Annotated in this window: 24 protein-coding genes and 1 tRNA gene; 17 read left to right on the top strand and 8 right to left on the bottom strand. The window is 57.3% G+C overall.

Going from position 1 to position 25,620, the window contains the following annotated elements; all coding sequences use genetic code 11:
- Window positions 1-268 precede the first annotated feature (268 nt).
- Window positions 269-1,162 carry a tRNA (adenosine(37)-N6)-dimethylallyltransferase MiaA gene (miaA, locus tag DS906_RS04000; protein ID WP_113789093.1) on the bottom strand — a complete coding sequence of 298 codons (894 nt, stop codon included), beginning with the start codon at window positions 1,160-1,162 and terminating at the stop codon, window positions 269-271.
- 97 nt (window positions 1,163-1,259) lie between these two features.
- Here miaA and pyrH point away from each other — a divergent pair, with 97 nt between their 5' ends.
- From pyrH to DS906_RS03955, 9 genes are all read left to right on the top strand, one after another.
- Window positions 1,260-2,012, top strand: coding sequence for a UMP kinase (pyrH, locus tag DS906_RS03995; protein WP_113788942.1), 753 nt, complete (start codon window positions 1,260-1,262; stop codon window positions 2,010-2,012).
- A gap of 250 nt (window positions 2,013-2,262) precedes the next feature.
- A complete protein-coding gene (locus DS906_RS03990; RefSeq protein ID WP_113788941.1) occupies window positions 2,263-3,510 on the top strand; it encodes an aminotransferase class V-fold PLP-dependent enzyme in 1,248 nt (415 codons plus the stop codon).
- A 54-nt stretch (window positions 3,511-3,564) separates the two neighbouring features.
- Entirely contained in the window at window positions 3,565-4,989 is a 1,425-nt protein-coding gene (locus DS906_RS03985; RefSeq protein ID WP_113788940.1) for a deoxyribodipyrimidine photo-lyase, read from the top strand.
- Window positions 4,990-5,058: 69 nt separating this feature from the next.
- The gene (locus DS906_RS03980) at window positions 5,059-6,267 is read left to right on the top strand and encodes a cyclopropane-fatty-acyl-phospholipid synthase family protein (RefSeq protein WP_113788939.1); all 1,209 of its coding nucleotides are present in this window, start codon (window positions 5,059-5,061) and stop codon (window positions 6,265-6,267) included.
- Between the two features lie 16 nt (window positions 6,268-6,283).
- Window positions 6,284-6,724: a TrgA family protein gene (locus DS906_RS03975; RefSeq protein WP_113788938.1), complete on the top strand. Its 441-nt coding sequence runs from the start codon at window positions 6,284-6,286 to the stop codon at window positions 6,722-6,724.
- A 32-nt stretch (window positions 6,725-6,756) separates the two neighbouring features.
- Window positions 6,757-7,872, top strand: a complete 1,116-nt coding sequence (locus tag DS906_RS03970; RefSeq protein ID WP_113788937.1) for an NUDIX domain-containing protein — start codon at window positions 6,757-6,759, stop codon at window positions 7,870-7,872.
- 69 nt (window positions 7,873-7,941) lie between these two features.
- On the top strand, window positions 7,942-8,976 hold the full coding sequence (locus tag DS906_RS03965; RefSeq protein WP_113788936.1) for a cysteine synthase A: 1,035 nt from the start codon (window positions 7,942-7,944) through the stop codon (window positions 8,974-8,976).
- Window positions 8,976-11,405 (top strand): DUF3772 domain-containing protein, encoded by a 2,430-nt coding sequence (locus DS906_RS03960; protein ID WP_113788935.1) that lies wholly within the window; start codon window positions 8,976-8,978, stop codon window positions 11,403-11,405. Before DS906_RS03965 ends, DS906_RS03960 begins: the two co-directional genes overlap by 1 nt.
- Window positions 11,406-11,495: 90 nt before the next feature.
- Window positions 11,496-11,585, top strand: a tRNA-Ser gene (locus DS906_RS03955).
- 46 nt (window positions 11,586-11,631) lie between these two features.
- Here DS906_RS03955 and DS906_RS03950 read toward each other — a convergent pair.
- Complete coding sequence (locus DS906_RS03950) at window positions 11,632-12,663, bottom strand: AbrB family transcriptional regulator (protein ID WP_113788934.1); 1,032 nt, start codon at window positions 12,661-12,663, stop codon at window positions 11,632-11,634.
- 110 nt (window positions 12,664-12,773) lie between these two features.
- Here DS906_RS03950 and DS906_RS03945 point away from each other — a divergent pair, with 110 nt between their 5' ends.
- Window positions 12,774-13,451: a GntR family transcriptional regulator gene (locus tag DS906_RS03945; RefSeq protein ID WP_113788933.1), complete on the top strand. Its 678-nt coding sequence runs from the start codon at window positions 12,774-12,776 to the stop codon at window positions 13,449-13,451.
- A gap of 129 nt (window positions 13,452-13,580) precedes the next feature.
- Here DS906_RS03945 and DS906_RS03940 read toward each other — a convergent pair whose 3' ends face one another.
- Complete coding sequence (locus DS906_RS03940; RefSeq protein ID WP_233494676.1) at window positions 13,581-14,492, bottom strand: LysR family transcriptional regulator; 912 nt, start codon at window positions 14,490-14,492, stop codon at window positions 13,581-13,583.
- A 73-nt stretch (window positions 14,493-14,565) separates the two neighbouring features.
- Here DS906_RS03940 and DS906_RS03935 point away from each other — a divergent pair, with 73 nt between their 5' ends.
- From DS906_RS03935 to DS906_RS03925, 3 genes are read left to right on the top strand one after another with little or no spacing between them, the layout of a single operon-like run.
- On the top strand, window positions 14,566-14,907 hold the full coding sequence (locus DS906_RS03935; RefSeq protein ID WP_113788932.1) for a hypothetical protein: 342 nt from the start codon (window positions 14,566-14,568) through the stop codon (window positions 14,905-14,907).
- Window positions 14,908-14,910: 3 nt separating this feature from the next.
- On the top strand, window positions 14,911-15,165 hold the full coding sequence (locus DS906_RS03930) for a hypothetical protein (RefSeq protein ID WP_113788931.1): 255 nt from the start codon (window positions 14,911-14,913) through the stop codon (window positions 15,163-15,165).
- A gap of 43 nt (window positions 15,166-15,208) precedes the next feature.
- A complete protein-coding gene (locus tag DS906_RS03925; protein ID WP_113788930.1) occupies window positions 15,209-16,213 on the top strand; it encodes a GlxA family transcriptional regulator in 1,005 nt (334 codons plus the stop codon).
- Between the two features lie 7 nt (window positions 16,214-16,220).
- On the opposite strand, the gene DS906_RS03920 is transcribed toward DS906_RS03925, so the two are convergent.
- The 5 genes from DS906_RS03920 to DS906_RS03900 form a co-directional block, all read right to left on the bottom strand.
- On the bottom strand, window positions 16,221-16,781 hold the full coding sequence (locus DS906_RS03920; protein WP_113788929.1) for a sarcosine oxidase subunit gamma: 561 nt from the start codon (window positions 16,779-16,781) through the stop codon (window positions 16,221-16,223).
- On the bottom strand, window positions 16,774-19,719 hold the full coding sequence (locus DS906_RS03915; RefSeq protein WP_113788928.1) for a sarcosine oxidase subunit alpha family protein: 2,946 nt from the start codon (window positions 19,717-19,719) through the stop codon (window positions 16,774-16,776). Before DS906_RS03915 ends, DS906_RS03920 begins: the two co-directional genes overlap by 8 nt.
- Window positions 19,716-20,003 (bottom strand): sarcosine oxidase subunit delta, encoded by a 288-nt coding sequence (locus DS906_RS03910; protein WP_113788927.1) that lies wholly within the window; start codon window positions 20,001-20,003, stop codon window positions 19,716-19,718. Before DS906_RS03910 ends, DS906_RS03915 begins: the two co-directional genes overlap by 4 nt.
- Before the next feature lie 13 nt (window positions 20,004-20,016).
- The gene (locus DS906_RS03905) at window positions 20,017-21,267 is read right to left on the bottom strand and encodes a sarcosine oxidase subunit beta family protein (protein WP_113788926.1); all 1,251 of its coding nucleotides are present in this window, start codon (window positions 21,265-21,267) and stop codon (window positions 20,017-20,019) included.
- A 77-nt stretch (window positions 21,268-21,344) separates the two neighbouring features.
- Window positions 21,345-22,208, bottom strand: coding sequence for a LysR family transcriptional regulator (locus DS906_RS03900; protein ID WP_113788925.1), 864 nt, complete (start codon window positions 22,206-22,208; stop codon window positions 21,345-21,347).
- 107 nt (window positions 22,209-22,315) lie between these two features.
- On the opposite strand from DS906_RS03900, the gene DS906_RS03895 reads away from it, so the two are divergent.
- From DS906_RS03895 to DS906_RS03880, 4 genes are read left to right on the top strand one after another with little or no spacing between them, the layout of a single operon-like run.
- On the top strand, window positions 22,316-22,915 hold the full coding sequence (locus DS906_RS03895) for an amino acid synthesis family protein (protein ID WP_113789091.1): 600 nt from the start codon (window positions 22,316-22,318) through the stop codon (window positions 22,913-22,915).
- Window positions 22,887-23,666 (top strand): alpha/beta fold hydrolase, encoded by a 780-nt coding sequence (locus DS906_RS03890; RefSeq protein WP_113788924.1) that lies wholly within the window; start codon window positions 22,887-22,889, stop codon window positions 23,664-23,666. The genes DS906_RS03895 and DS906_RS03890 overlap by 29 nt, the downstream gene beginning before the upstream one ends.
- Window positions 23,663-24,583, top strand: coding sequence for a flavin reductase family protein (locus DS906_RS03885; protein ID WP_113788923.1), 921 nt, complete (start codon window positions 23,663-23,665; stop codon window positions 24,581-24,583). The genes DS906_RS03890 and DS906_RS03885 overlap by 4 nt, the downstream gene beginning before the upstream one ends.
- On the top strand, window positions 24,583-25,617 hold the full coding sequence (locus DS906_RS03880) for an LLM class flavin-dependent oxidoreductase (RefSeq protein WP_113788922.1): 1,035 nt from the start codon (window positions 24,583-24,585) through the stop codon (window positions 25,615-25,617). Before DS906_RS03885 ends, DS906_RS03880 begins: the two co-directional genes overlap by 1 nt.
- Window positions 25,618-25,620 lie beyond the last annotated feature (3 nt).

Here is a 25,620-nt window from a genome sequence, read left to right as displayed (position 1 = left end):
GAATGCTCCGGCCGGCTGGTTCAATGATCTTCTGATCTCGGATTTCGGATATCCCCATGGTCGACATTCGGCACCAGAATTTGGGTGAGGTCAATGTTCGAAATCGTCATTCGAGGTACAAAAACGACATTGACGGGCAGAGTTTACCGCTATCAGCTTTTTCAGCTCTAAGGGAATCCCTTGGCAGGTTCAGTTTCGCGGCAGAGGATTCGCCGCGAATTCCCTGCATGTGTGTTCGCGATCAGTGAAACTTCAATCGCATCAGGTATCACTTTGATAAGTCGACCCGATTCCAGCTTTTCATGCGGGCGCGAAACCAGGTGCGCTGTCGTTTGGCGAATTGGCGGGTCGAAATCGTGGCCCGTTCGCGGGCTTCATCCAACGTCATGGTGCCGTCGAAATAGGCCATCAATTCGGGTACTCCGATTGCTTTGAATGCCGAAAGCGACGGATCATAGCGGTCCCGCATCCTTTCAACCTCGGTCAATGCACCAGTGTCCAACATCAGGTCAAAGCGACGCGTGATGCGATCCAAAAGCCATTGTTTGTCTACTTCAAAAACGATGGGCACTGTGTTCTTCACGTCCAAAACTGGGGGCGGTGTTGCGTCTTGCCAGTCACTGAGGTTTCGACCGGTGGCGTTGTACACTTCCCATGCCCGCTGAACACGGGCGCGGTTTTGTGTGTCGATCCGGGCCAATGTCTGCGCATCCACACCCGAGATCAGAGTCTGCAAGGTCAGGCTGTCCGCCTCGGCCCGGATTTCGGACGGTGTGGGTGGAATATCGGCCATACCTTCGGTCAGCGCAGAAAAATACAGGCCGGTGCCCCCGACAATGATGGGGCGCGCGCCGCCGGTCAGCAGCGGTTTCACTTCGCGCAACCAATGGCCGGTGGAGTAGTCCTGATCATATGAGATATGGCCATACAGAAGATGCGGCGCGCGGGCTTCTTCCTCAGCCGACGGGCGGGCGGAAATCACGCGCCAGCAATCGTATACCTGGCTGGCATCGGCGTTCACGATGACGCCGCCGAACTGCTCAGCGATCAACAGGGCAAGGGCGGACTTGCCTGACGCGGTGGGGCCCGCAATCAACACAGGTTCCCCATCAGGAATTGGGGGCAGGCGGTCCAATATCTGTGATCTAGCGGGTTCGGTCATCTCGGACTGCCTCATTCCTTACCAATCGCATTGAACCTGCGGCGATTTTGCTTCATTTTGCGCTTGAAAATAAACCCGTGCCAGCCCGGAGCGCAACATGACCATTTCCCCGACCATCGACACCGCCGAAACCACAAAGGCAAGGTATGATCGCGTAATGCTGAAAATCTCGGGCGAGGCGCTTATGGGCGATCAGGGGTTCGGCCTGCATCCGCCCACAGTTCAGCGCATCGCGCAAGAGATCAAATCGGTGCACGATCTGGGCGTCGAGATCTGCATGGTGATTGGCGGCGGCAATATCTTCCGCGGTCTCAGCGGATCGGCACAGGGGATGGAACGGACCACGGCTGATTACATGGGCATGCTGGCAACGGTCATGAACGCGCTGGGAATGCAGTCCGCGCTGGAAGAGATCGGCGTTTTCACACGGGTTATCTCGGCCATCCGCATGGATGAGGTTTGCGAGCCTTACATTCGCCGCCGTGCCGTGCGTCACCTTGAGAAAAAACGGGTCTGTATCTTTGCCGCCGGAACCGGCAACCCGTATTTCACCACCGACACCGCCGCGACCCTTCGGGCCAACGAAATGGCATGTCAGGCGATCTTCATGGGTAAGAACGGCGTCGATGGTGTTTATGATAAGGACCCCAAGGAACACGCGGATGCCGTGCGGTATGACACCGTCAGCTATGATGATGTTCTGGCCAAACGCCTGCGCGTTATGGATGCGTCGGCCATTGCACTGGCGCGCGACAACAATCTGCCGCTGATCGTCTTCGGGCTGGACGAACCGGGCGGGTTCCGGGGCATTCTGGCGGGCGAGGGGACTTACACCAAAGTTCAGGGTTAAACCGCTTTACAGTTTACTTAAAAGCCGGGTTTGGATGCCCGGCTTTTTTTTGCGTGTTTGAAAAGCTGCATGCTTGACGAACCATCGCAGTCCTTGCAATTTGACCGCGTTCCCGCGCCGGACCGGTAGCGGGGGCTGTCTGCGCCTATCGCGGGGACTGGGCTGGAAGACCTGCCATGATTTCTGAGGGTTTCGAAATCATGCTCGGACACCTCTTGAATGAACGCGCATGATCAAGGAGAGACGTGCCATGAGCACTCTGGATATCAATTTTGTCCGGTCACAGTTTCCGGCCTTTTCCGAGCCCAGCCTGCAAGGGCAAGCATTCTTCGAAAACGCTGGCGGGTCATACACTTGCAAACCGGTTCTCGATCGCCTGACGCGGTTTTACACCCAGCGTAAAGTTCAGCCCTATGCGCCCTATGACGCCAGCCGTCTGGCCGGCGAGGAAATGGACGAGGCCCGCGCACGCATGGCGGCCATTCTGGGGGTCGAGACGGATGAGCTGAGCTTTGGCCCTTCGACCACACAGAACACCTATGTACTGGCCCAAGCTTTTCGCCAATGGATGCAACCGGGCGAGGCCATCATTGTCACCAATCAGGATCACGAAGCAAATTCGGGTCCGTGGCGACGGCTAGCGGACGAGGGGATCAAAGTCCGTGAATGGCAGATTGATCCAGAAACAGGTTCGTTGAATCCGATGGATCTGGAAAACCTGCTGGACGAAAACGTGCGTCTTGTTTGCTTTCCCCATTGCTCGAACGTGATCGGAGAGATCAACCCAGTCACCGAGATCACCGCGATTGCCCATGCGGCTGGGGCATTTGTATGCGTGGACGGGGTGTCCTACGCACCGCACGGGTTTCCAAATGTGGGTGATCTGGGGCCGGATATCTATCTGTTTTCCGCCTATAAAACATATGGACCGCATCAGGGGTGTATGGTCATACGGCGTACGCTGGGGGAAATGCTGCCGAACCAGGGACACTACTTCAACGGCGACGTTTTGTACCAACGGTTTACCCCGGCAGGGCCGGACCATGCTCAGATCGCTGCCAGCGCAGGCATGGCGGATTATGTTGATCTTCTTTGCGACCATCATAGCGGGCCAACCGGCGAAGCGGCCGAGCGTGGTTCATTCGCCCATGATCTGATGCGCTCGCATGAGGTCGCGTTGTTGCAACCGGTTTTGGACGCGGTCAGAGACCGCAACGCCGTTCGCCTGATCGGAACATCCGATGCCAACCGCCGCGCGCCGACCGTGGCCCTGGCGCTGAACCGCAATGCCGAAGCTGTTGCCGCCGATTTGGCCGGGTACGGCATCATGGCTGGCGGGGGTGATTTCTATGCCGTGCGTCCATTGACCGCGATGGGGGTCGATCCGGATCAGGGTGTGCTGCGGGTCAGTTTCACGCATTATACATCTCAACAGGAAATTGATCACCTTTTGAATGCACTAGACGACGTTTTGAATGCACTAGACGACGTTTTGTGATCCAATTTCCGCTCTGCTTCGTAACCGAAGAAAGAAGAATAGAGCAGGGCGGACATGGAACAGCAGCGGTCACCGATCATCATGTGGTTCCGACGGGATTTGCGCCTGTCGGACCATCCCGCACTGAGCGCCGCGGTTGAGAGCGGGCGACCGATCATACCAGTTTTTGTTCTGGACCACACAGTCCAAGCTTTGGGCGCAGCACCGAAATGGCGTCTTGGATTGGGCCTAAAGGCTTTTGCCCAGGGGCTAGAACAGGCTGGCAGCCGCCTGATCCTGCGGCATGGGGATGCGCTGACTGTTTTGGAGCAGCTGGTCGTCGAAACCGGCGCAAGCGGTGTGTTTTGGACCCGCGCATATGACCCGGACGCCATTGCCAGAGATACGAAAATCAAGGCGGCTCTGACCGACCAGAGTGTCACGGTTAAATCCTTCGCCGGCCATCTTTTGTTCGAACCTTGGACCGTGGCGACGAAAACAGGGCAGCCGTTCCGTGTGTTCACGCCGATGTGGCGTTCAGTGCGCAGCCGGGATGTTCCGGCCCCAAACAACGCTGTGTCTCATCTGAAACCGCCCGCGATGTGGCCCGTTTCTGAAAATCTTGAGGATTGGCATCTGGGCGCGCAGATGCGCCGGGGAGCATCCGTGGTCACACCCCATGTCCGACCGGGCGAAACCGCAGCTTTTGAGGCGTTGTATCAATTCCTGGACCGCATTGCCGACTATTTAGATCACCGGGATCGTATGGACTTGGACGGAACATCTAACCTGTCCGAGTATCTGTCTTTAGGTGAAATAGGCCCGCGCAGTGTCTGGCACGCAGTTCAGCGGGCCGGGATGACGGGCGTTCAGGGGGCCGAACCCTATTTGCGCCAATTGGTCTGGCGCGAGTTTGCTTATCACCTGATGTATCACACTCCATCCTTGCTCAGCGGTAACTGGAAGCCGGAGTGGGATAGATTTCCCTGGAATACTGATGCGGACCAGCCCGAAGTTTTCGCCTGGAAGCAGGCGAAAACCGGCGTTCCGGGCGTCGATGCGGGGCTGCGGCAGATGTATGTGACCGGGCGAATGCACAATCGGGCCCGGATGATCGTGGCGAGTTACCTGACCAAGCATCTGATGACCCATTGGAAAATTGGCATGGATTGGTTCGCGGATTGTCTGGTCGACTGGGATCCGGCGGCAAACGCGATGGGCTGGCAATGGGTTGCGGGGTCGGGGCCGGATGCCTCGCCATTTTTTCGCATCTTCAATCCGCAAACACAGCAGGAAAAGTTCGATCCGCAATCGGACTTCGTGCGGCAATGGATTGCCGAGGGGCAGACCAATCCACCAGCTACAGCACTGGCGTATTTTGATGCGGTTCCGAAGTCATGGAACCTCAGCCCAGAGGGCCCATACCCGCAACCCGTTGTCACTTTGGCAGCCGGTCGGGCGCGTGCATTGGCGGCCTATGAGGGCCGAAAAAACCAGTAACAAATTGAAAACTTGCCACAAACACAAACTCGGCCTAGCCTGTTTGCGCGGCCGCACAGAGGAGAGCGGATGACTTTGATGACCACCGAGGGGCAGAAAGACCTGCCCAGATACTTTGCGCAAGTATTCAAAATGGTTAGCCGGATGCAGTCTGGCCGATTGGACATCGGACTGCCCGATGGTCGTGTCTTCCGAACCGAGGGCACCAAACCAGGGCCGGTTGCGCGTGTGGATATCCACAATCCAGACGTTTTTGCCCGCCTGGTCCGCGAAGGTGAACTTGGTTTTTCTGACGCATATCTGGAAGGTGACTGGAGCACCCCGGACCTGCGATCCTTTATGGACCTGGTGCATATGGGTAATGAAACGGTCTACGACGATTTCACCGGCAAAGTCCTTGTGCAGATGTATGAACGGTTACGGTTCTGGTTGCACCGCAATAACCGGACACAGGCCAAAAAGAACATCTCGTACCATTATGATCTTGGCAATGATTTCTATCGTTTGTGGCTTGATGACACGATGACCTATTCCAGCGCACTGTTCGAAACAGGGCAGGAAAGTCTGGAAAAGGCGCAAACTGCAAAATATGCCAGCATGGTCGATGAAATGGGCGCAAAACCCGGTGATCATATTCTTGAGATTGGCTGTGGCTGGGGCGGCTTTGCTGAATACGCTGCGAAAGAGCGTGGCCTGCGGGTCACAGGTCTGACGATCAGTCAAGAGCAGTTGAAGTTTGCGAGGCAGCGTATTGAAAATGCTGGTCTTTCAGATTTGGTTGAATTCAAATTGCAGGATTACCGGGATGAGCGTGGCCAGTATGACGGAATCGCGTCGATCGAGATGTTCGAAGCGGTAGGTCAAAAGTACTGGCCTGTGTATTTCGACACTGTGCGTGAGCGATTAAAACCCGGGGCGCAAGCGACGTTGCAAATTATCACCGTCGCGGATCATAGATGGGATGTATATCGTAACGGTATTGATTTCATTCAGAAATATATTTTCCCGGGCGGCATGCTTCCGGCGCCTTCCATTTTGAAGGAACAAGTTGCTCAGGCGGGTTTGAAAGTCGTCAATTCGAAAGAATTCGGTAAAAGCTATGACCTGACCCTGCGCCGTTGGTATGACACGTTCAACGGCAAGTGGGACGAAATCTCGGAAATGGGCTTTGATGAGCGTTTTCGCCGCATGTGGAATTATTATTTGACCGCCTGCGGAGCAGCCTTTGACACCGGTAATTGCGATGTGACACAGATCACTATAGCGAAACCGAGTTAAGGAACGGACTTCAGAAATGCCCACTGCCCCCAAGCTTGTTTCTGGCTTATGCCTTTTGATTGTGGCGTTCTTAGTTTCGAGTATGGTCATCGAAAACGGTGATGAAGGTAAGAACTACGGTATGTTTACCTACGTAAACATGGCTTTGGGCGTGATTTGCGGTTGGTGGATCATGGGCAAGCGTGCCGGCCGAGGCTGGACGGCCGCAATCAACAACGGCTTGACCGGAATGGCGGCGCTGGTGTTCTGGGGCCTGTTTGTTCAGGGTGTAAACGAAATGCTCCGCCTGGCAATGCGCCATCGGTATGACGGCCCGTTCGAGGCGCTGATCTCTATCTTTAAAATCTGCGTTGAATATGGGCAGCAACTTGTGGTGCCCGAAATCTTGTGGACTTTGGTCATTGGGGCTCTGGTCACTGGGCTGGTCACCGAGGAAGCAGCCCGCCGGTGGCGGTGAGCTAACAACTTAAAGTACGAAAGAACCCAACAGTGTCAGATCTGTTCTTTTATGGCACGCTGCGGCACTTGCCATTGCTGGAGTTTGTCTTGGGACGTCCAGCGTCCAAACTTGAATTTGCCCATGCCACTCTGAAAGATCATGCAGTCTATAGCGTGCAGGATCAGGCCTTTCCCATGATTGTTCATGAGGAAGGCAGTCTGGCCAAAGGGTTATTGCTCCGGGGATTGAGTGAGGAAGATCAGAACCGTTTGGTCTTCTACGAGGGTGGCTTTGATTACGACCTGCGAGAGCAGACAGTTGATCTGGCCGACGGGTCGAAATCGCAAGCCCTTGTGTTCTACCCCGAGCCGGGGCTTTGGAACCGCGGCGGTCTCTGGTCGCTGCAGGGCTGGTTGGATGAGTGGGGCGCGATGACGATGCTCGCCGCGCAAGAGGTTATGGGTTTTTACGGCAAGGTTGATGCGGAACAAATTGCGCGAAGCTTTCCGTCGATCCGGACGCGAGCATGGGCAAAGCTGGCTGCCCGTCAACGTGCGACAGGTGATGCACGAGACACTGCCAAAGACGTCATCGTGCACGATCGTAAACCGGCCTATGTCAACTATTTCGGGATGGAAGAAGTCGCGTTGCAGCATCGCCAATACGATGGCTCGATGGGCAAAGTGCTGAACCGCAGCAGCCTGATGCAGGGCAGCGCCGTGATCGTCCTGCCATATGATCCCGTGCGCGACACGGTTTTGCTAGTCGAACAATTCAGGGCACCGATCTTTCTGGCTGAAGATCCTGAACCCTGGATGTGGGAGCCGGTCGCCGGGATGATCGACCCAGGCGAAACGCCGGAACAGGCGGCCCTGCGCGAGGCCGAAGAAGAAGCCCAGATTGCGCTGAACCGGCTGGAATATGCAGGCGGCGCATATTCCTCCAGCGGGTCATCGACTGAATATCTATACCTTTATGTCGGGCTGGCTGATCTGACCAAGACCATCGAAGATGGTGGGTTGGCAACGGAGGGTGAGGATATCCGAACCCGGATTCTGCCTTTCAGTGATTTCATGGACAGGGTCGACAGTCATGGGTTCAAGGATTTGCCGCTTTTGGCGGTGGCCTATTGGCTTGCACGTCACCGTGAGCGCCTGCGCGGATGATTTTCGCCGCTTGTGGTCGTCGCGCACCACAGGTAAATCTGCGTTGATCCGAAATGAAATGAGGGCGCCATGCGCATTGCACGAGACCTTGCCGACGCAGTCGGAAAAACCCCGCTGATCCGCCTGCGTCGCATCAGCGAAGAGACCGGGTGCGAGATTCTCGGCAAGGCCGAGTTCATGAACCCCGGCCAGTCGGTCAAGGATCGTGCGGCGCTCTACATTATCCGCGATGCCATTGCGCGTGGCGACCTGAAACCGGGCGGCACCATTGTCGAAGGTACGGCGGGTAACACCGGGATCGGTCTGGCGCTTGTTGGTGCGTCGATGGGGTTCAAGACTGTCATTGTTATCCCCGAAACGCAGTCCGAAGAGAAAAAGGACATGCTGCGGCTGGCAGGGGCTCAGCTGGTTCAGGTTCCGGCTGCGCCATATCGCAATCCCAACAATTTCGTGCACTATTCCCGTCGTCTGGCCGAAGAACTGGCGCAGACCGAGCCGAACGGGGCGATTTGGGCCAACCAATTCGACAATGTGGCGAACCGTCAGGCGCATGTGGAAACGACCGGTCCCGAAATCTGGGAACAGACCGACGGCAAAGTTGACGGTTTCGTTTGTGCCGTGGGCTCGGGCGGTACATTGGCGGGCGTCGCGGACGCGCTTCAGCCCAAAGGCGTCAAGATCGGTCTGGTCGATCCGATGGGGGCGGGGCTGTATTCGTATTACACCACCGGTGAAATCGCGATGGAGGGCGGCTCGATCGCCGAAGGCATCGGTCAGGTTCGCATCACCAAAAACCTTGAGGGGTTCAAACCTGACTTTGCTTATCAGATGTCGGATAACGAGGCGCTGCCTTACATCTTTGATCTGCTGCGCGATGAAGGCCTGGTCATGGGCGGTTCAACCGCCATTAACATGGCTGGTGCGGTACGTCTGGCCAAAGATCTTGGACCGGGCCACACCATCGTGACCATCCTGTGTGACTATGGAACTCGCTATCAGTCCAAGCTGTTCAACCCGGACTTCCTGCGTGAAAAGGAATTGCCTGTCCCGGACTGGATGACCGAAGCTCCGCGCAGTATCCCCGGCGTTTTCGAGGACGTGTGATGCTGCGGCGTGTTCGCCTGTTCCTGACCCTTGTTGCGGTATGTTTTGCGATACTTTGCGGTCCCGTTGCCGCACAGCTTACAGATCGCCAAAGCGAATATTATCAGGGCTGGGTCAAAACGGCGGACCGCGCCGAGACGGTGATCGAGGCTGATCGCGCGTCGAACGCTTCGCTCGAAAACCTGCGCGCCGAGATCAACGAATACCGGGACGATTTCAATCGGGCACGCGGTGCAAACACCGAACGTATCCAGACACTTGAAAATCAGATTAAGGCACTTGGCGCCGCGCCCGAAGGCGATGCGACCGAACCAGAAGATATTGCGACCCTACGAACGCATCTAAACGAGCAGCTGAACAGTTTGCGCGTACCACAGATCATCTCAGAAGAGGCATTCAGCCGATCAAATGGTCTGATATCCGAGATAGACAAGCTATTGCGGGACCGTCAGAAGAAAGAGCTTTTGGAGCGTGGCCCGTCGCCAATGAACCCCACCCACTGGCGGCCGGCCTGGGTTGATGTGAACGAAGCTGCGCAAGCGTTGTTCAACGAAGCGCGGCGGAACCTGAAAACTGACGTGGTGCATGAACGTTTGCGGTCCCGTGGGCTGGGTATTCTGGCCTTGGTGTTCGTCGCAGGTGTACTGCTTCTTTACGGCAAGCGCTGGTCCGAAGCCGCCGGTGAACGTATGCGAGCTTTGGGAGGGCAGGGAAGTGGCGTATGGACGTTCCTGACCTCGTTGCTGCGCATCGTCCTCCCTTGGTTCGGCGTCTGGCTTCTGGTTCAGGCGGTTGTGATGACAGGCGTTCTGGGGCTGCGCGGCACGCTGTTGATGCAGAACGTGCCCTATTGGGCCGCGATCATCCTGTATTATGACTGGATTGGCCGACAGGTTTATGTGCTGCAAGCGGCGCAAGGTTTCAAAAAACTGTCCCGCCAGAAAGTCACCGAGTTACGCGTCTACCTCGATTTTCTTGCCGGGCTCCTGATCCTGCATGAACTGGTGAACCTGTTCGATCAGATCGAAAATATCTCGGATGCGACGCGCGCTGTCGTCGTCTTTCCGGTCATCGTCGCAACAGCTTTGATTCTTCTGCGCGTCCGTCGCGTCCGCAGTGTTGATGTCCCGGTCGATGCAGATGAGCCGTCTGCAACGGCCCGCGCTGCTGGGTTCAGCCAACTGGTCGAGTTCATTCGACGCGCATTGTTCTTCCTGGGGATCGCCAGCCCGATATTGGCGATGCTGGGGTATACGAATGCGGCTGAGGCCATCGTTTTCCCGGCCGTGCGGTCGTTGGTTCTTATTGCCGCGCTGGTCATCGTCCAACGGTTCCTGACGTCTGTTTACGGATGGCTCGGCGGGCAGGGCGATAAGGCCAAGGACTCGCTGTTTTCGGTTCTCATCGGCTTTGCAATGGCCATTCTGGCCATGCCAGTCCTCGCACTTTATTGGGGCGCGCGTAAAACCGACCTGCTAGAGGTCTGGTCGCGTCTGCTGCAGGGGTTCGATATCGGTGGCGTAACGATCGCGCCCAGCAACTTCTTTACCTTCCTTGTCATTTTTGCGGTCGGCTATGGCCTTACCCGGATGCTGCAAAGCGGGCTGCGCAATTCGCTGCTGCCAAAGACCAGTATTGATCCAGGCGGGCAAAACGCGATTGTGTCGGGCACCGGATATGTCGGTATTTTCCTGGCCGCGCTGGTTGCGATTACGATTGCCGGGTTCAACCTGTCATCGTTGGCTATTGTTGCCGGTGCGTTGTCAGTCGGGATCGGCTTTGGTCTGCAAACCATCGTGTCTAATTTTGTGTCGGGCATTATCCTGTTGGTCGAACGCCCAATCTCGAAAGGGGATTGGATCGACGTGAATGGGATGATGGGGTACGTCCGTGATATTTCGGTCCGATCCACGCGGATCGAGACGTTTGACCGCACGGATGTGATCGTTCCGAACTCGGATCTGATCAGCGGCGTTGTCACGAACTATACACGCGGCAATACGATCGGGCGGGTGATTGTTCCGGTCGGCGTCGCCTATGGTACTGATACCCGGATGGTGGAAAAGATCCTGGGCGAAATCGCGAATTCACACCCGATGGTTTTGGCGAATCCAGCCCCCAGTGTGGTGTTCCAAGGGTTTGGCGCAGATTCGCTGGACTTTGAAATCCGGGCCATCCTGCGCGATGTGAACTGGGTGCTGTCAGTCAAATCCGATATGAACCACGAGATCAACCGACGCTTTGTCGACGAGGGGATCGAAATCCCGTTTGCACAGCGCGATCTCTGGTTGCGTAATCCCGAGGCGTTGCAGGGCAGCGAAGCCCAACCCAGCAAGCACACCGACGAAACACGGTCCGCAAAGCCAGCCACAGAACCTGTCGAGATGACCGAGGCAGATTTGGCTGATGGTGACGGGGACGAGATGTAATCGCCTTTGCAAGGCTTCCGATTTCAGGTGAAATTTCACCTCAATGGGGCCTTGCGAATCCCCCGGCGATAGTTCAAATAACGCCGGCACGGAGAGGTGGCCGAGTGGTCGAAGGCGCACGCCTGGAAAGTGTGTAGGCGGGAGACCGTCTCCAGGGTTCGAATCCCTGTCTCTCCGCCACAACCCCCTATCGACATTCATCCACCCACGCCTGCACGTGAATCCTTCAGTTCCTGGATTTCGACCAGCGCAGAAGTAGATTGGCAGCGATTGGCGCGCCAATGATCACGACGACAATGCGCGCCAGATGGTGCGTGACAACATATCCAAGATCCGCCCCCGAAACGATGGCCAGCACCGTCATCTCTGCCTGACCGCCGGGTGCAAAAGCTAAAAAGGCTTCGACCGGCTGGCCAAGCCCCAGCGTGGTGACCACTGCCGTGAAACCTGCGGCCAGAACGGCCAGCAAGATAACATAGGTGAAGCCAGCCGCCACGACGCGTCTAAGTTCCGACCAAGTGACACCGACGAATTTGACGCCAATCCCGCAACCGATGAAGAACTGGGCGAACAGAATCGCTTCGCGCGGAGGGCGGGTATGGATAAAATCCCCAAGCGATAAGGCCGCCGTCAGTATCAATGGCCCAAGAATCGAGGCACCGAAAAGCCCGATCTTCTCTCCGCCTTTCCAGCCAACAAAAGCTGCGACCGCCATGAGTATCAGTTCATACAGGGGCAGAGTCGAGGCAGGTTCGCCGAGTGGGTTGGTGAGTTCGGCATCGTAAAACAAGGTCAGAAATAAAGGGGCAAGGGTGACGATAATCAGAACGCGCGTCCCGTGGATCAGTGACAGGGTTCGCGGATTGGCACCGGCCTCGGCCCCAAAGATAACCATGTCTTGAAACCCGCCCGGCATGGCCGCAAAAAACGCAGTTTTGTCGTCAAAGCCCCAGAATTTGCGAAAGAACGGCACGCCAACCATTGCAATCAGCAGGATAAATACTGGTATGAGCAAAAGGGACGCCGCCATCTTTGGAAGCTCGGCGAACAGGCTGGGTGTGATCGACGCCCCGACCGCGACGCCAAGAATGGTTCTGGACGCGACCGAGATTTGCCCGAAATCCCGCATGGGTACGTGCGCCAAAGCTGCAATCAAACACGCAGACATCGGCCCGAACAGAAAGGGCAGCGGCAGGTTCAGCGCCCAAAAAACTGCAGTTCCCAACATAGCCAATATCAGCGTGACTGACCGTTGCATCAGCGGAGACAAATTAAGGCTTGAGGCGGTCAAGGATAGTGTCCGATTTCGTTGATTAAGACATGTATCCAAGTGTATACAAAGAGACCCAATATGCAAGATTGAGATTGATGAAAACTCAAGAAGATCCTAATCAGCCCGGCCCGCAGGGGAATTCCGCTTATCAGCGCTTGCTGGATGAAATTCGCGAGGGCGTATTGTTGCCCGGTGACCGGCTGAGAGAGATCGAGCTGTCCGAAAGGTTGGGTGTCAGCCGAACACCTGTGCGCGAAGCGATACGGCAACTCGAAGCGGATGGGTTGGTGACTCATGTCCCCAGGCTGGGCGCAACGGTTCGCAGCCTGAGTTATTCGGAAGTCATGGAACTATACGAAATGCGCGCCGTACTTGAAGGCACGGCGGCACGGTTGGCGGCACGCGCGGCTTCGGATGTGGAACTGGACGAATTGAAAGTCCTGAACGATCGCCTTGCCGAGGCTGGCACCGGTCCGGTGGCCGCCCAGTTGAACCGTATTTTCCACGCCACGCTATTGGATGCCGCCAAAAACCGCTTTCTCACAAAGTCGATGCTATCGCTGCAAAAGGCGTTGTTGATTTTGGGCCCGTCCCAAATGCTGGATGGTCAGCGCGCAGACGATGCCGCTGGTGAGCATCGCCGTGTGATGGAAGCCTTGCAGGCCCGCGACGGCGACGCAGCCGAGCTGGCGATGCGCGCCCATGTTCATGCGGCCCAGCGGATGCGCATCCGCGCGTTGCAGAAACGGGATCGCGCAATTGATCAGACCTGATCTGAGGAGCTGATCGTCCTACCTCTGGGTCTAAGGTTCTTTCGCCAAACCACTCCTCCCATCCGCAGAAGTCGACGGAAAACCAGGCCATGGTGGAGGTCGTTGTTTAGGTTCTTCCGGTACAAACACTCAGCTGACCACTTTCAAAGGGTTGGCGCTTTCAACCTCGCGGCTGATCTCTTGTACCAGCGCCATCGCGGCAGGGTTTCGGCGCTTAACATGCATACGCGCGACAAAAACGATGGTAGGGGGATCGGGGAACACGCCGTTGATCACCTCTATGTCCGATGTGACATGCATTCCATTCAACAGGGCGACGCCCAAACCGGACCGCACGGCGGACTGAATGCCTGTGGCGCTTGGGCATTCTAATACGTTGTCGAAGCGGTGCCCTTGCAACTGCCCATCTCCGAAGCCCCATTTGCGATAGAAACATTGGCTGTCGAAGGATAAAAAGGGAACAGGTGCTGTCGTATCCAGTTGGAAATCCGGTGATTTTACCCAGTGCAAAGTGTCCTCGAACAGGATCAGGTCATCTGGCCGCGCATCGTGCCGAAGGATTTGCATGACGGCGACATCCAACTCTCCGGCCTTCAACCACTTTTGCACGTTCAGACTTTGACTGGTGCGTGTTCGGACCTGTACGTCTGGATAAAGCCGTGTGAAACGACCCAATATGCGGGCGATGTCGCTGGTTGCCGTGTCTTCGGTCATGCCCAGCCGGAGTGCGCCGGCCAAGGGTTTCTTGCCCAAACCGGCCAGCGCCTCATCGTGCAGGGCACATATTCGACGAGCATAGTCGCACAGGCGCAGACCGGTATCTGTGAACAGAGGCCCACCTGGTCGGCGCGCCAGCAGATCGCAGTCCAGGGCTTGCTCTAACCGTCTGATTTTGTGGCTGACTGCAGATTGCGACAGCGCCAGATGCTCGGCCGCGCGTGTCACACCGCCGTGGGATGCGATGGCCAGAAGGGCACGCAGGGCGTCAATTTCCAATCGGTCGGTCATTTGTGAAACCATGACAGTTTTTAATTGAGCCATGAATATCATTCATTTGTGTCACGCACCAGTATTGAACTACTGGTAAGGAAATTCAAAGCTCAGGAGCATTCGCATGCCGCATCTCGTCCCGGACCACACGGTGATCAAGACCCTGCGGATGGTCTCCGGAACCCATGGGGAAGGCGATCCGGTGGCTTTGATTTACAGCCCAATATCTTACATCCAGCGCGACGTGCCGCCTGTACGGGCAGCGGCGGGCAACAGGGTACACTTGTTCGATCTGGCGGGTCTTGGTCAGTCTGAACGACCTTGGAATCTGGTGCATGACAGGTCGGTCACCGCTCAGGTTCCCGTCGTTCACAAGCTGCCAAAAAACTGCGGTCAATTCCCGATAAAAGATCAGCCCAAACAGACACCCGCGCCGCTGATCAATCTCCTGAAGCGAAAGGGCTGAGCCATGACAGATCAAACCAAAACCCGTGACCGGCACGGTCTGACGACGGTATTCGAAATTACCGGATCGGTTCTGGCCATGGCCTATGCCTTGTTGATCGCTTCAAATACAGGGGCCGAGTTGGTCGGCTTCGCCCTGTTGTTACTGTCCTCGGGCCTGTTTGCGGCCTGGGCCGTAATAGACCGCCGCTGGACGTTCCTGTTGTTGCAGGGGTTCTATGCGGCCTCGGCGATCATCGGCTTGATCCGGTGGGCATGAACTTCGCATAGGGCAGCTGCGGAAATCTTGTTAGAACAGCCTTATGCGAAATGAAGACAGAATCAAAATCGGCTTTTTGCTGTTTGACGGCTTTCCCATGGCCTGCCTGACCTCGGTGATCGAGCCGTTGCGGGCGGCCAATGAAATCGCCGGGCAGGAGGCGTTTTGCTGGTCGCTGCTGTCCGAGCGTCAACAAAAAGTACAATCCAGCGCAGGTGTCCGGTTCGAGGCCGAGAAGTCTTTGGCCGACTGCAAGGATATCGACATTCTGTTCCTTCTCAGTAGCCCAACGTCCGGCTTTGACAATACAACCGTTGGCAATGGTGCTCTGCGCAGTCTCGGACGGCATGGAACCGTTTTGGGCGGGATCAGCGGTGGGGTTTTCCCATTGGTCCGGTCCGGGGTGATGGGGGGGCAACCTGTTTCCGTCCATTGGTGCTATGAGGCCGCATTTCTGGCTGAGTTTCCCGAAGTCGACTCGCGTAGCGAGGTGATCGTGAAAACGGCCACACGCTACACCGCAGCCGGTGCCGCAGCCGGGTTCGATCTGGCCCTGCATCTGATCGAGGATCGGCTGGGTGGCGATGTCGCGCATGAGGTCGCCTGCTGGTTCCAACATCCGATGATGCGCGGGGCAGGGGTGCGGCAACAGGTTCCCACCACGACTGCGCCGGAAACTGGCGACAGCCTTCCGCCTCTGGTTTCGCGCTGTGTCGACTTATTCGCCGGTCATCTGAGCGAACCGATTTCCATTGCAGAGGCCGCACAGAAAATCGGGGTCACGCCGCGCCAGGTGGAACGCGCATTTAAGCAGGCGACAGGCCAAAGCCCCAGCCACTATTACCGCGCCATGCGCATGAATGCAGCGCGCCAGATGGTGGTCTATACCAAGGACCCGATTGCAGATATCGCCGCTGCAATCGGCTATGGATCAGTGGCGCCGCTTGTGACGCATTACCGATCGGCCTTTGGGCTAAGCCCCAGCGAAGACCGTCGCAGAATCAACCGCTTCCGTGTCGAAGGTAACGCGCCGCTGCCGTCAGTCTGACATTGCTTTACAGCGCCGACCGCATTGCAGTGACGATGGCATGATGCAACGACCCGGCGGATGAACGGGGGCCATAAATGCTGAACGCCTCGTCTGACCGACAGAGAACAAAGCAGCCAACGTGGTGAATTGAGCAACGGGCGACGCTGCCCGCATCGATATTGCGCAGGTCCAGCATAGATAACAGTTCCAACACAGCCGGAATCTGATCACCGTTCAGGTCGAACCGTGTCCAACCGTCGGTCTGCTCAGTCACCGACGCGGTATCGCCCAAAGCGGACTTCACCTGATCCGCGAGCTCTTCGTGCGTGTCAAAAGGCGCCTCGATCATCCACTGATCCGGACCGGCCCAAAAGGCAGTGACAGTGTCACCGGCATGTTGGCCGATACCAGGTGCAGGGGCACTGATCAGTTTCGCCAGGGCTTTGCTGGCTTTGGTTTCCTGTCCCATCCGCGCGGCGACGGATGCCAGCGCGACGCCCGGAACTTCCGAACACGTAATCCCGCCAACAGTGTCGACCTGCGGCTCGGACCCGCCCAATGCGGTTATTGCAACTAGATCAAGCACGCAGACGCTCTCCTTCGGGGTCAACGAAATGGGCCGATACGATTTCGACCTCGACGGTCAGGTCGGTCAATGGGGACACAAGGCGCATTTTCTCGCCCATCCGGTTTGCGCCGTCCTTCAAAAGACCCAGCCCGATATTGCTGTTCAGAATGGGCGAATACGCAGCCGAAGTGACATAACCCTGATCGTGCGCGGCATCCACCGGGCCAGCCGTGTTCATCAGATGGCCGCCCGCGGTGACTTTTTCTTCGGGTGATACTGGTTTGATCCCGACCAGTCGTAGAACGTCCGGTTCTACCAAGGCCTCTCGTTCAGACAGGGTCGAACCGATGCTGTCTTTCTTTTTCGACACCATCTTACCCAATCCAAGGTTCAATGCCGTTGTGGTGCCGTTCAGCTCGTTTCCTGCCGCGTGGCCCTTTTCGATCCGCATGACGCCCAATGCTTCGGTGCCGTAGGGGACAACGTCAAAGTCTTCGCCGTCGGCCATCAAGCGCCGCATCAGCGCGTCGCCATAGCGTGAGGGCACCGCGATTTCGAACGCCAACTCTCCCGAGAATGAGATCCGGAACAGCCGCGCGCGCAACCCGCCGCACACGGTAATGTTGCCACAGCCCATGAACGGGAACGCGTCGTTTGAAATGTCGAATTCAGGGTCGACGATCTTTTGCAGCAGCTTGCGCGAATTGGGACCAGCCACCGCATATTGCGCCCAGGATTCCGTGGTCGAGATCAGCTGCACATCCATATCCGGGAACAGGCATTGGCGCACAAATTCCATGTGACGATAGACATTTACCGCGTTGGCCGTGGTCGTTGTGACGACAAAATGATCCTCGGCCAGACGCGCGGCTGTGCCATCATCCATCACCATGCCGTCTTCGCGCAACATCAGGCCGTAGCGGGTTTTCCGGACCGCCAATTTGGCAAATCCGTTGGCGTAGACGCGATTCAGGAAGTCGGCTGCGTCGGCCCCCTGAACGTCGATTTTTCCCAGTGTCGTACAGTCGCACACCCCGACGGAGGCGCGGGTCTGACGCACTTCACGGTCTACAGACTCGCGCCAATGTGTTTCGCCCGGTAGGGGGAACCACTGCGCGCGCAGCCAGTTGCCGACCTCGACAAACACAGCGCCCCGTTCCTTAGCCCAGTAATGCGAGGGTGTCAGGCGGGTGGGGTGGAACTCTTGTCCCTTCATCCGACCGGCGAAGGTGCTGATCGGAACAGGTGTGTAAGGCGGGCGGAAAATGGTTGTCCCTGTTTCGGGGATCGTCTTTCCGGCCACCTCGGCCATGATAGCCAATGCGCTGATGTTCGAGGTCTTGCCCTGATCAGTCGCCATGCCAAGCGTGGTATAGCGTTTCAGGTGTTCAACTGACCGGAACCCTTCCTGATAGCTGAGTTTGACGTCCTTGACGGTCACGTCGTTCTGCTGGTCCAGCCATGCGCGTTTGCAGCCTTCGACATACCAGAACGGTTTCTGCGCGATCGGGGTATCCTCGGCCTCGGGCAGGTCGGGCCGGACATCCTTCAATTCCAGCGCTGCTGCAGCACCTTCGGCACCGGATTGCAATGCGCCATAGGTGGACATTAACCCGTTTGCCGCACCCGCCACCGATAGCCCGACAGGCAGGTTTGAACCGGGCACAAAGGCGGCCAGATCGTCGTTCCAGACCGGACGCCCGCGTTGATGGCAGGTCAGGTGCACATTCGGGTTCCACCCCCCCGAAACACCCAGCGCGCCACATTCCAGCGTTCGGGTCGAACCGTCGGGCAAAGCAACTTCAACAAAGGTCAGACCAAGACGCCCCTTGGTATTCACAACCTGCGCGCCGCTCAGGACTTCGTAGTCATAGTTAACCGGAGCATCCTTGCGCACATCAATAACGGCGCAAATGTGAACGCCCTTGGCATGCAGGTCGGCGGCCGTGCGGTGACCGTCGTCATTGTTGGTAAAGATCGCCACGCGCTGAGAGGCCGTGGCCGCGAACCTATTGGCATAGGTTCGCAACGCGCTGGCCATCATGATGCCGGGGCGGTCGTTGTTTTCGAACGCGATGGGCCGTTCAGTCGACCCCGCACACAGCAATGCCTTCTTGGTGTAGATGCGCCAGAGGATTTGGCGCGGCTTACCGGCGGGCAGGGTTGCCACGTGATCTCCGGTGCGTTCAACAGCGCCGTAGATGCCGTGGTCGAAGGCACCGATGACAGTGGTTCTGGCCATCAGCCGGACGTTGGGCATGGATGACAGTTCTGCGACGGCCTGCGCGGCCCAATCGTTGGCGCTTTGATCGCCTACCGAGAATGTCTCGCTGTTCAGACGCCCGCCGAAACGAAAATCCTCATCAGCCAGAATAACGTCCGCACCCGCGCGTCCTGCGGTCAGGGCTGCCATCAAACCCGATGGACCCGCGCCGATGATCAGTAGATCACAGTGGCGGAACCCTTTGTCATATTCGTCGGGATCAGCCTCCATCGACAAAGAGCCAAGGCCGGCAGCGCGACGGATGATCGGCTCATAGACTTTTTCCCAAAAAGCGGTCGGCCACATGAAGGTCTTGTAGTAGAACCCGGCAGACAGGAAATTGGAGAACAGATCGTTAACGCCCAGCGCATCGAATTTCAGGCTGGGCCAACGGTTCTGCGATTGCGCCTCAAGCCCGTCAAACATCTCGGTCGTTGTGGCCCGTGTGTTGGGTTCCTGCCGGTTGCCGGAGCGCAGCTCGACAATGCCATTGGGTTCCTCGGATCCGGCAGTCAGCAGACCGCGCGGGCGATGATACTTGAACGAGCGTCCGATCAATCGCACGTCATTGGCCAGCAAAGCCGAAGCCAGTGTATCGCCGGGATGGGCGGTATAGTTGCGGTTGTCGAACCGAAAGTTAACAGTGGTGTTGCGGTCGATCTGGCCACCGCTCAGCCTGTTGTTCTGGGTCATTTGGATCTTCCCCGCGCGCGGGCCACGTCGCGGGCCAGTTCTACCTTGGAAATCTCATGCGTGGTGGTGTCACGGGTCACGACCAGCCAGGATCGGTCGCCAGCCTCGTGAAACCACAACTCCTGATGCTTGCCTGCGGGGTTGTCGCGCACATAGCCGTACTCATAGAACGCTTCCGCCGCGTCTTCGGCCTGCCAGTCCGGGCGGTTGATCAGAGTCGCATCGCCCAGATAGGTGAATTCGGATGAGTCTCGCGGGCCCAGAAGGGGATGGTTGATAATCATTCTCGTGCTCCCCTCAGTGCAGGTTAGGCTGGTTGCCCACGCCTTTTTCGTCGATCATCCGGCCCCTGCGGAACCGGTCGAAGCGATAGGCCGTGGCGGTAGAGTGCGGTTCGTCCTTCGCCAACAGATGCGCAAAACAGTAACCGGACGCCGGGGTCGCCTTGAACCCGCCATAGCACCAGCCACCATTGAAGTAGAGCCCCTTGACGGGGGTGCGGTCGATGATGGGTGAGCCATCCATCGACATGTCCATAACACCGCCCCACATACGCAGCAGACGGGCGCGGCCGATCATCGGCATCAACGAGACGCCGCCCTCGCAGACATCCTCGACCACGGGTAGGTTTCCACGTTGGGCGTAGGTGTTATAGCCGTCGAGATCGCCGCCAAAGACCAGCCCGCCTTTGTCGGATTGGCTGACATAGAAATGTCCGGCCCCATAGGTGATGACGCTGGGCAGAACCGGCTTTAGACCTTCGGACACAAAGGCCTGCAACACGTGGCTTTCGATCGGCAGGCGCATGCCGGCCATATCCATCACCCGGCCCGAGTTTCCGGCAACGGCGCAGCCGACCTTGTTGGCCCCGATAAAGCCCTTTGAGGTCTCAACACCGAGGCATTTTCCGTTCTCGATACGCAGTCCGGTGACTTCGCAATTCTGGATGATGTCCACACCGTGGCTGTCCGCAGACCGGGCAAAGCCCCAGGCCACCGCATCATGGCGCGCGGTGCCGCCCCGCCGCTGGGCCAGACCGCCTTTGATCGGGAAACGCGCGTCGTCGAAATTCAGATAGGGGTGTTCTTTGCGTACCTGATCGGCATCCAGCAATTCGGCATCTGCACCGTGCAGGATCATCGCATTGCCGCGCCGCGTATAAGCGTCGCGCTGTCCATCCGTGTGGAACAGGTTGAGTATTCCGCGCTGGCTCATCATGGCGTTGTAGTTCAGGTCTTGTTCAAGCCCTTCCCACAGTTTCATCGAGAATTCATAGAACGGCTCATTCCCGTCCAGCATGTAGTTCGATCGAACGATCGTCGTGTTCCGCCCGACATTGCCTCCGCCGATCCAGCCCTTTTCGACAACCGCGACATTGCGATGACCATAGACCTTGGACAGATAATGGGCCGTCGCCAGCCCATGACCACCACCGCCTATGACGATAATGTCGTAATGAGCTTTGGGTTCAGGGTCACGCCAGACCGGTTTCCACCCTTTGTGGCCGGTAAGCGCCTCTTTGATGACTCGAAAGCCTGAATATCGCATGAATCGGACCTTTTTTGCCAGAATTCACTATTTTCCTGTTCAGTGATATCCTCAGATGCGACATTGGTGTGTCTGAATCAGACCCTTTGGTGTGCCGAGCCGGGAACCAATTGTGAAAACCATGATACAAAGGCGTCAACCTCGGGTGATGCGCGCTGCACAGCCAGAAAGTACCCTTCGGCCGCCGGGGCTGTCTCATCGAAAGCACGCTCAACCTGTCCGGTTTGCAGAGCGTGATCGGCGATAAGTGCATTCACCAAGGCCACGCCGTTACCGGAAGCCGCCAATTGCAAGGCGAGCCCGTATGAATCGACATAATAGGCCGGGGTATGGATTTTATGACCGGTGACTTCCGCCCAGGTGGACCAGTTGTCCGACGTTCCCACCGCCTCGATCAACGGCAAGTCCTGAAAAGCGCCAACCAAGCCGGGTGCTTTTACCGCGATCAGGTCATTTGGTCGTAACGGTTTTGCATCCCGTCCAACCTGTTTTTCCGACCCGAACCGGATTTCGACTTCGGCGCGCAGGGCCGAGTATTCATCGGGCCAGATCGTGCTGACAAAGCGGATGGACGTATCTCGGTTTTGCTCACGGAACCGCGGTAGAGCCGGAGAGATTAACCATTCGATGATACTGATCGACGCCGCAACAGTGACGTGTCTGGCCCGTTCCTCTGCCAAATACGGAGAGGCAGCGGATTGCAGCAATTGCAGTGCTGCTTCGACTTGCGGAAGCAGCTTTCGCCCTTCATCCGTCAAGGAAAGACCACGGGGGTGCCGATGAAACAGGACGACGCCAAGACGTGATTCCAGCGACCTGATTTGCTGGCTCACGGCGGATTGGGTCAATCCGATTTCATCCGCCGCGGCGGTTGAACTCAGCCTTCGGGCCGCAGCCTCGAACGACCTGAACCATGTAAGGGGTGGTAGTGTTTTAGGCATGTGCAACCGACCTAGTAGCTTTGTTAATACCTAAGACCCAACTTCTTTCGTTTGTCAAAGTGCCAGCCAATCAAAGATATTTCTCGTACTCAAGATTGGGGGATATCGTGCAGCCGGAAATTCGTAAAATAGTGACCTTCGACGAAGAAGTTCTGATCGAAGGATATCGCAAGGCCGAACGGCCGTGGCGCATGTTCGCCGTGGCAGCGGTTGTCACGAACCCTTGGACCGGGCGTTTCGTCGAAGATCTGCGGCCCGAAATATTGGCCTATGGTCCAATCTTGGGACAAGAACTGACCGACAGGATGATCGCGCTGGCCGGAAGCGGCGATGCGATTGAGGCTTATGGCAAGGCTGCGGTTGTAGGGCTGGACGGAGAGGTTGAGCATGCCTCGGGCCTGATCCACACGCTGCATTTCGGGAACATCTTCCGGCAGGCGGTTGACGCCAAATCCTATCTTTCATTCACCAACACCCGGGGCCCGGCGAACACACCGATCATGGTGCCACTGATGGACAAGAATGATGCGGGCCGTCGGTCACACTATCTGACGCTGCAATTCGCCATCCCCGACGCGCCGCGCGCGGATGAGATCGTCGTGGTTTTGGGTGGAGCAACCTCGGGCCGTCCGCATCATCGTATCGGCGACCGTTATCAGGACTTGAAGGATCTGGGCCATGACGTGGACAACCCGGCCTCGGTCTGACATCGGCGGGCTCGCCGCGATAGACGAAGGCGAAGGCCCGCTTGTGGTTCTGCTCCATGGCGTTGGCTTGCGGGCCGAAGCCTGGGGCGCGCAGATCGATGCGCTGTCTGCCGCCGGGCATCGTGTTCTGTGTCCGGATATGCCCGGGCACGGAGAAACCCCGTTCCAAGGTGCTATCGGGCTGGATGGATACGCCAACCCGATCGCGGCCCGATTGACCGAGCCTGCCTGCCTGATTGGGCATTCCATGGGAGCTTTGATCGCTTTGAACATTGCGGCATCGGGTCATGATCAAGTGAGAGGCGTTGCCGCGTTGAACGCAATTTACCGCCGGACCCCCGAAGCGCGTGCGGCTGTCACGACCCGCGCGGCGGCACTGGATGCTGCGGCCATGAACGATCCCACCGTGACCTTGCAGCGTTGGTTCGGCGATCAGGTTTCAAAAGAAGGCGAAGCCTGTTCGCGTTGGCTGAAAGATGTCGACCCGGGCGCATACAAAGCGGCCTATACCGTCTTTGCCGAAAGCGATGGGCCGACTGACGCACAACTGAGGCAAATCAAATGCCCGGCGCTGTTTATGACGGGCGCGGACGAGCCGAATTCCACACCGGGCATGTCGCAGGGCATGGCGCAGCAGGTGACAAATGGGCGGGTAGAGATAATCCCAAATGCCGCCCACATGATGCCCATGATGCACCCGGCTGACGTAAACGCCAAATTGCTTGAGTTCGTTCGGAGGTGCCTGCCATGACCGAGATTGACACCCGCGCCCTGCGTGATGCATTCGGCAACTTCATGACCGGTGTAACGGTTGTGACGACCCGCGACGCCTCCGGAAACCCGGTCGGGTTCACGGCAAATTCCTTCACGTCCGTGTCGCTTGATCCGCCTTTGTTGTTGGTGTGTCCCGGCAAGTTTCTATCCAGCCACGATACCTTTGCCGGATGCACACATTTTGCGGTGAATGTTCTGGCAGATGGGCAGCAGGGCGTCTCCAACACTTTTGCAAGTTTCAAGGGCGACCGATTTGGTCGGGTGGCGCATCGCGACGGAGCCAATGGCTTGCCACTGATCGACGGAGCGCTGGCGCAGTTCAGTTGTGAAACGCATCAGGCGCTGCCCGCAGGCGACCACACGGTTTTGATTGGCCGTGTCACAGAGTTCACCCATATCGGCGGAAACGGTTTGGGTTACGTGAACGGGTCGTACTTCAGTCTTGGACTTGAGCGTGAGATGGACGCGCAGGTTCCAACAATCTGCGGCGCGATTGTCGCGGCGAATGGAAAAGTTCTTCTGGAGCGGCACGACGGCGCATTTCGCCCGGTTCAAATCGCCGGTGCAGAACCCGGGGGGCAACGTAACAGGTTGGCACAGGGTCTTTCTGATCGGGGCATTCAGGCGCAGATCGAACAGGTCTATTCTTCGTTCAACGATGCCGAAACGAACCTGCACTATACGTTCTTTCTGGCGTCCTGCCGTCAGACCGCCCAGACGGACAATGCTGAATGGGTAGATATCGGGGATCTGGCCGATCTGACCTATGCCAGCAAAAGTTTGCACCACATGATGACCCGCTACGCCCTTGAAGCCCGCGAAGGCGTTTTCGGGCTGTATCTCGGTGATGCCGAGCGCGGCGAAATTCACAGTTTCGGTAAAGGAGCCATTTGATGGAGTTTTCACTGTTTGCTCACGTGGAACGTCTGACCCCAGATCAGCCTCACGATGTACTGTATGATGAATTTGTGAGCCTGGTGAAGATGGCCGATGACGGGGGCATGCGGGCGGTTTGGACAGGTGAACATCACGGGATGGAATTCACCATTGCCCCCAACCCGTTTCTGTCGCTTGTCGATCTGGCACATCACACGCGCAATGTGCGGTTGGGGACCGGAACGGTAATTGCGCCGTTTTGGCATCCCATCAAACTGGCCGGTGAGGCCGCCGCAGCGGATCAGATGACAAAAGGGCGTATCGAGTTAGGAATCGCGCGCGGTGCGTATTCCTATGAATATGAACGCCTGATGCCGGGAATGGACGCTTGGGAAGCGGGGCAGCGCATGCGCGAATCCACACCGCTGTTGCCGCAGATCTGGCAAGGTGACTGCGCCCATGAAGGCGAGTTCTATGCGTTTCCGGCGGCAACTTCGGCGCCGAAACCTTATCAGGATGGCGGGCCTCCAATCTGGATCGCCGCGCGGGATCCAAACAGCCACGAATTCGGCGTTCACAACGGATTCAACATTCAGGTCACCCCGCTGTGGCAGGGCATGGAAGAGATCGAGACCCTGATGGGGCGGTTCAACGATGCCTGTGACAGCTACGCGGGGCCGCGCCCCAAGATCATGCTGTTGCACCACACCTATGTCGGCAAAGATGACGAGGATGTTGCGCAGGGCGTGCAAAATCTGCGCCGTTACTACAATTACTTTGGTGCATGGTTCATGAACAAACGGCCAGTTGAACAGGGCTTGATCAAGCCGATTACCGAATCCGAGATGGACGCAAACCCGATGTATACCAGCGAGAAACTGGGCCGTGATCTGACAGTTGGGACCGCGCAACAGGTAATCGACCGGATTAAGCGCTATGAAGATCTGGGCTATGACGAGTTTTCGTTCTGGGTCGACAGCGGCATGACCAACGAACGCAAGCGCGCCTCTTTGGCGCGATTCATCAACGACGTGATGCCGGCATTTCAGTGAGGA

Source organism: Ruegeria sp. A3M17, assembly GCF_003318255.1.
GTDB lineage: Bacteria > Pseudomonadota > Alphaproteobacteria > Rhodobacterales > Rhodobacteraceae > Ruegeria.
Note: the sequence above shows the minus strand (reverse complement) of the source record. Positions and strands in the feature narration are given on the sequence as shown.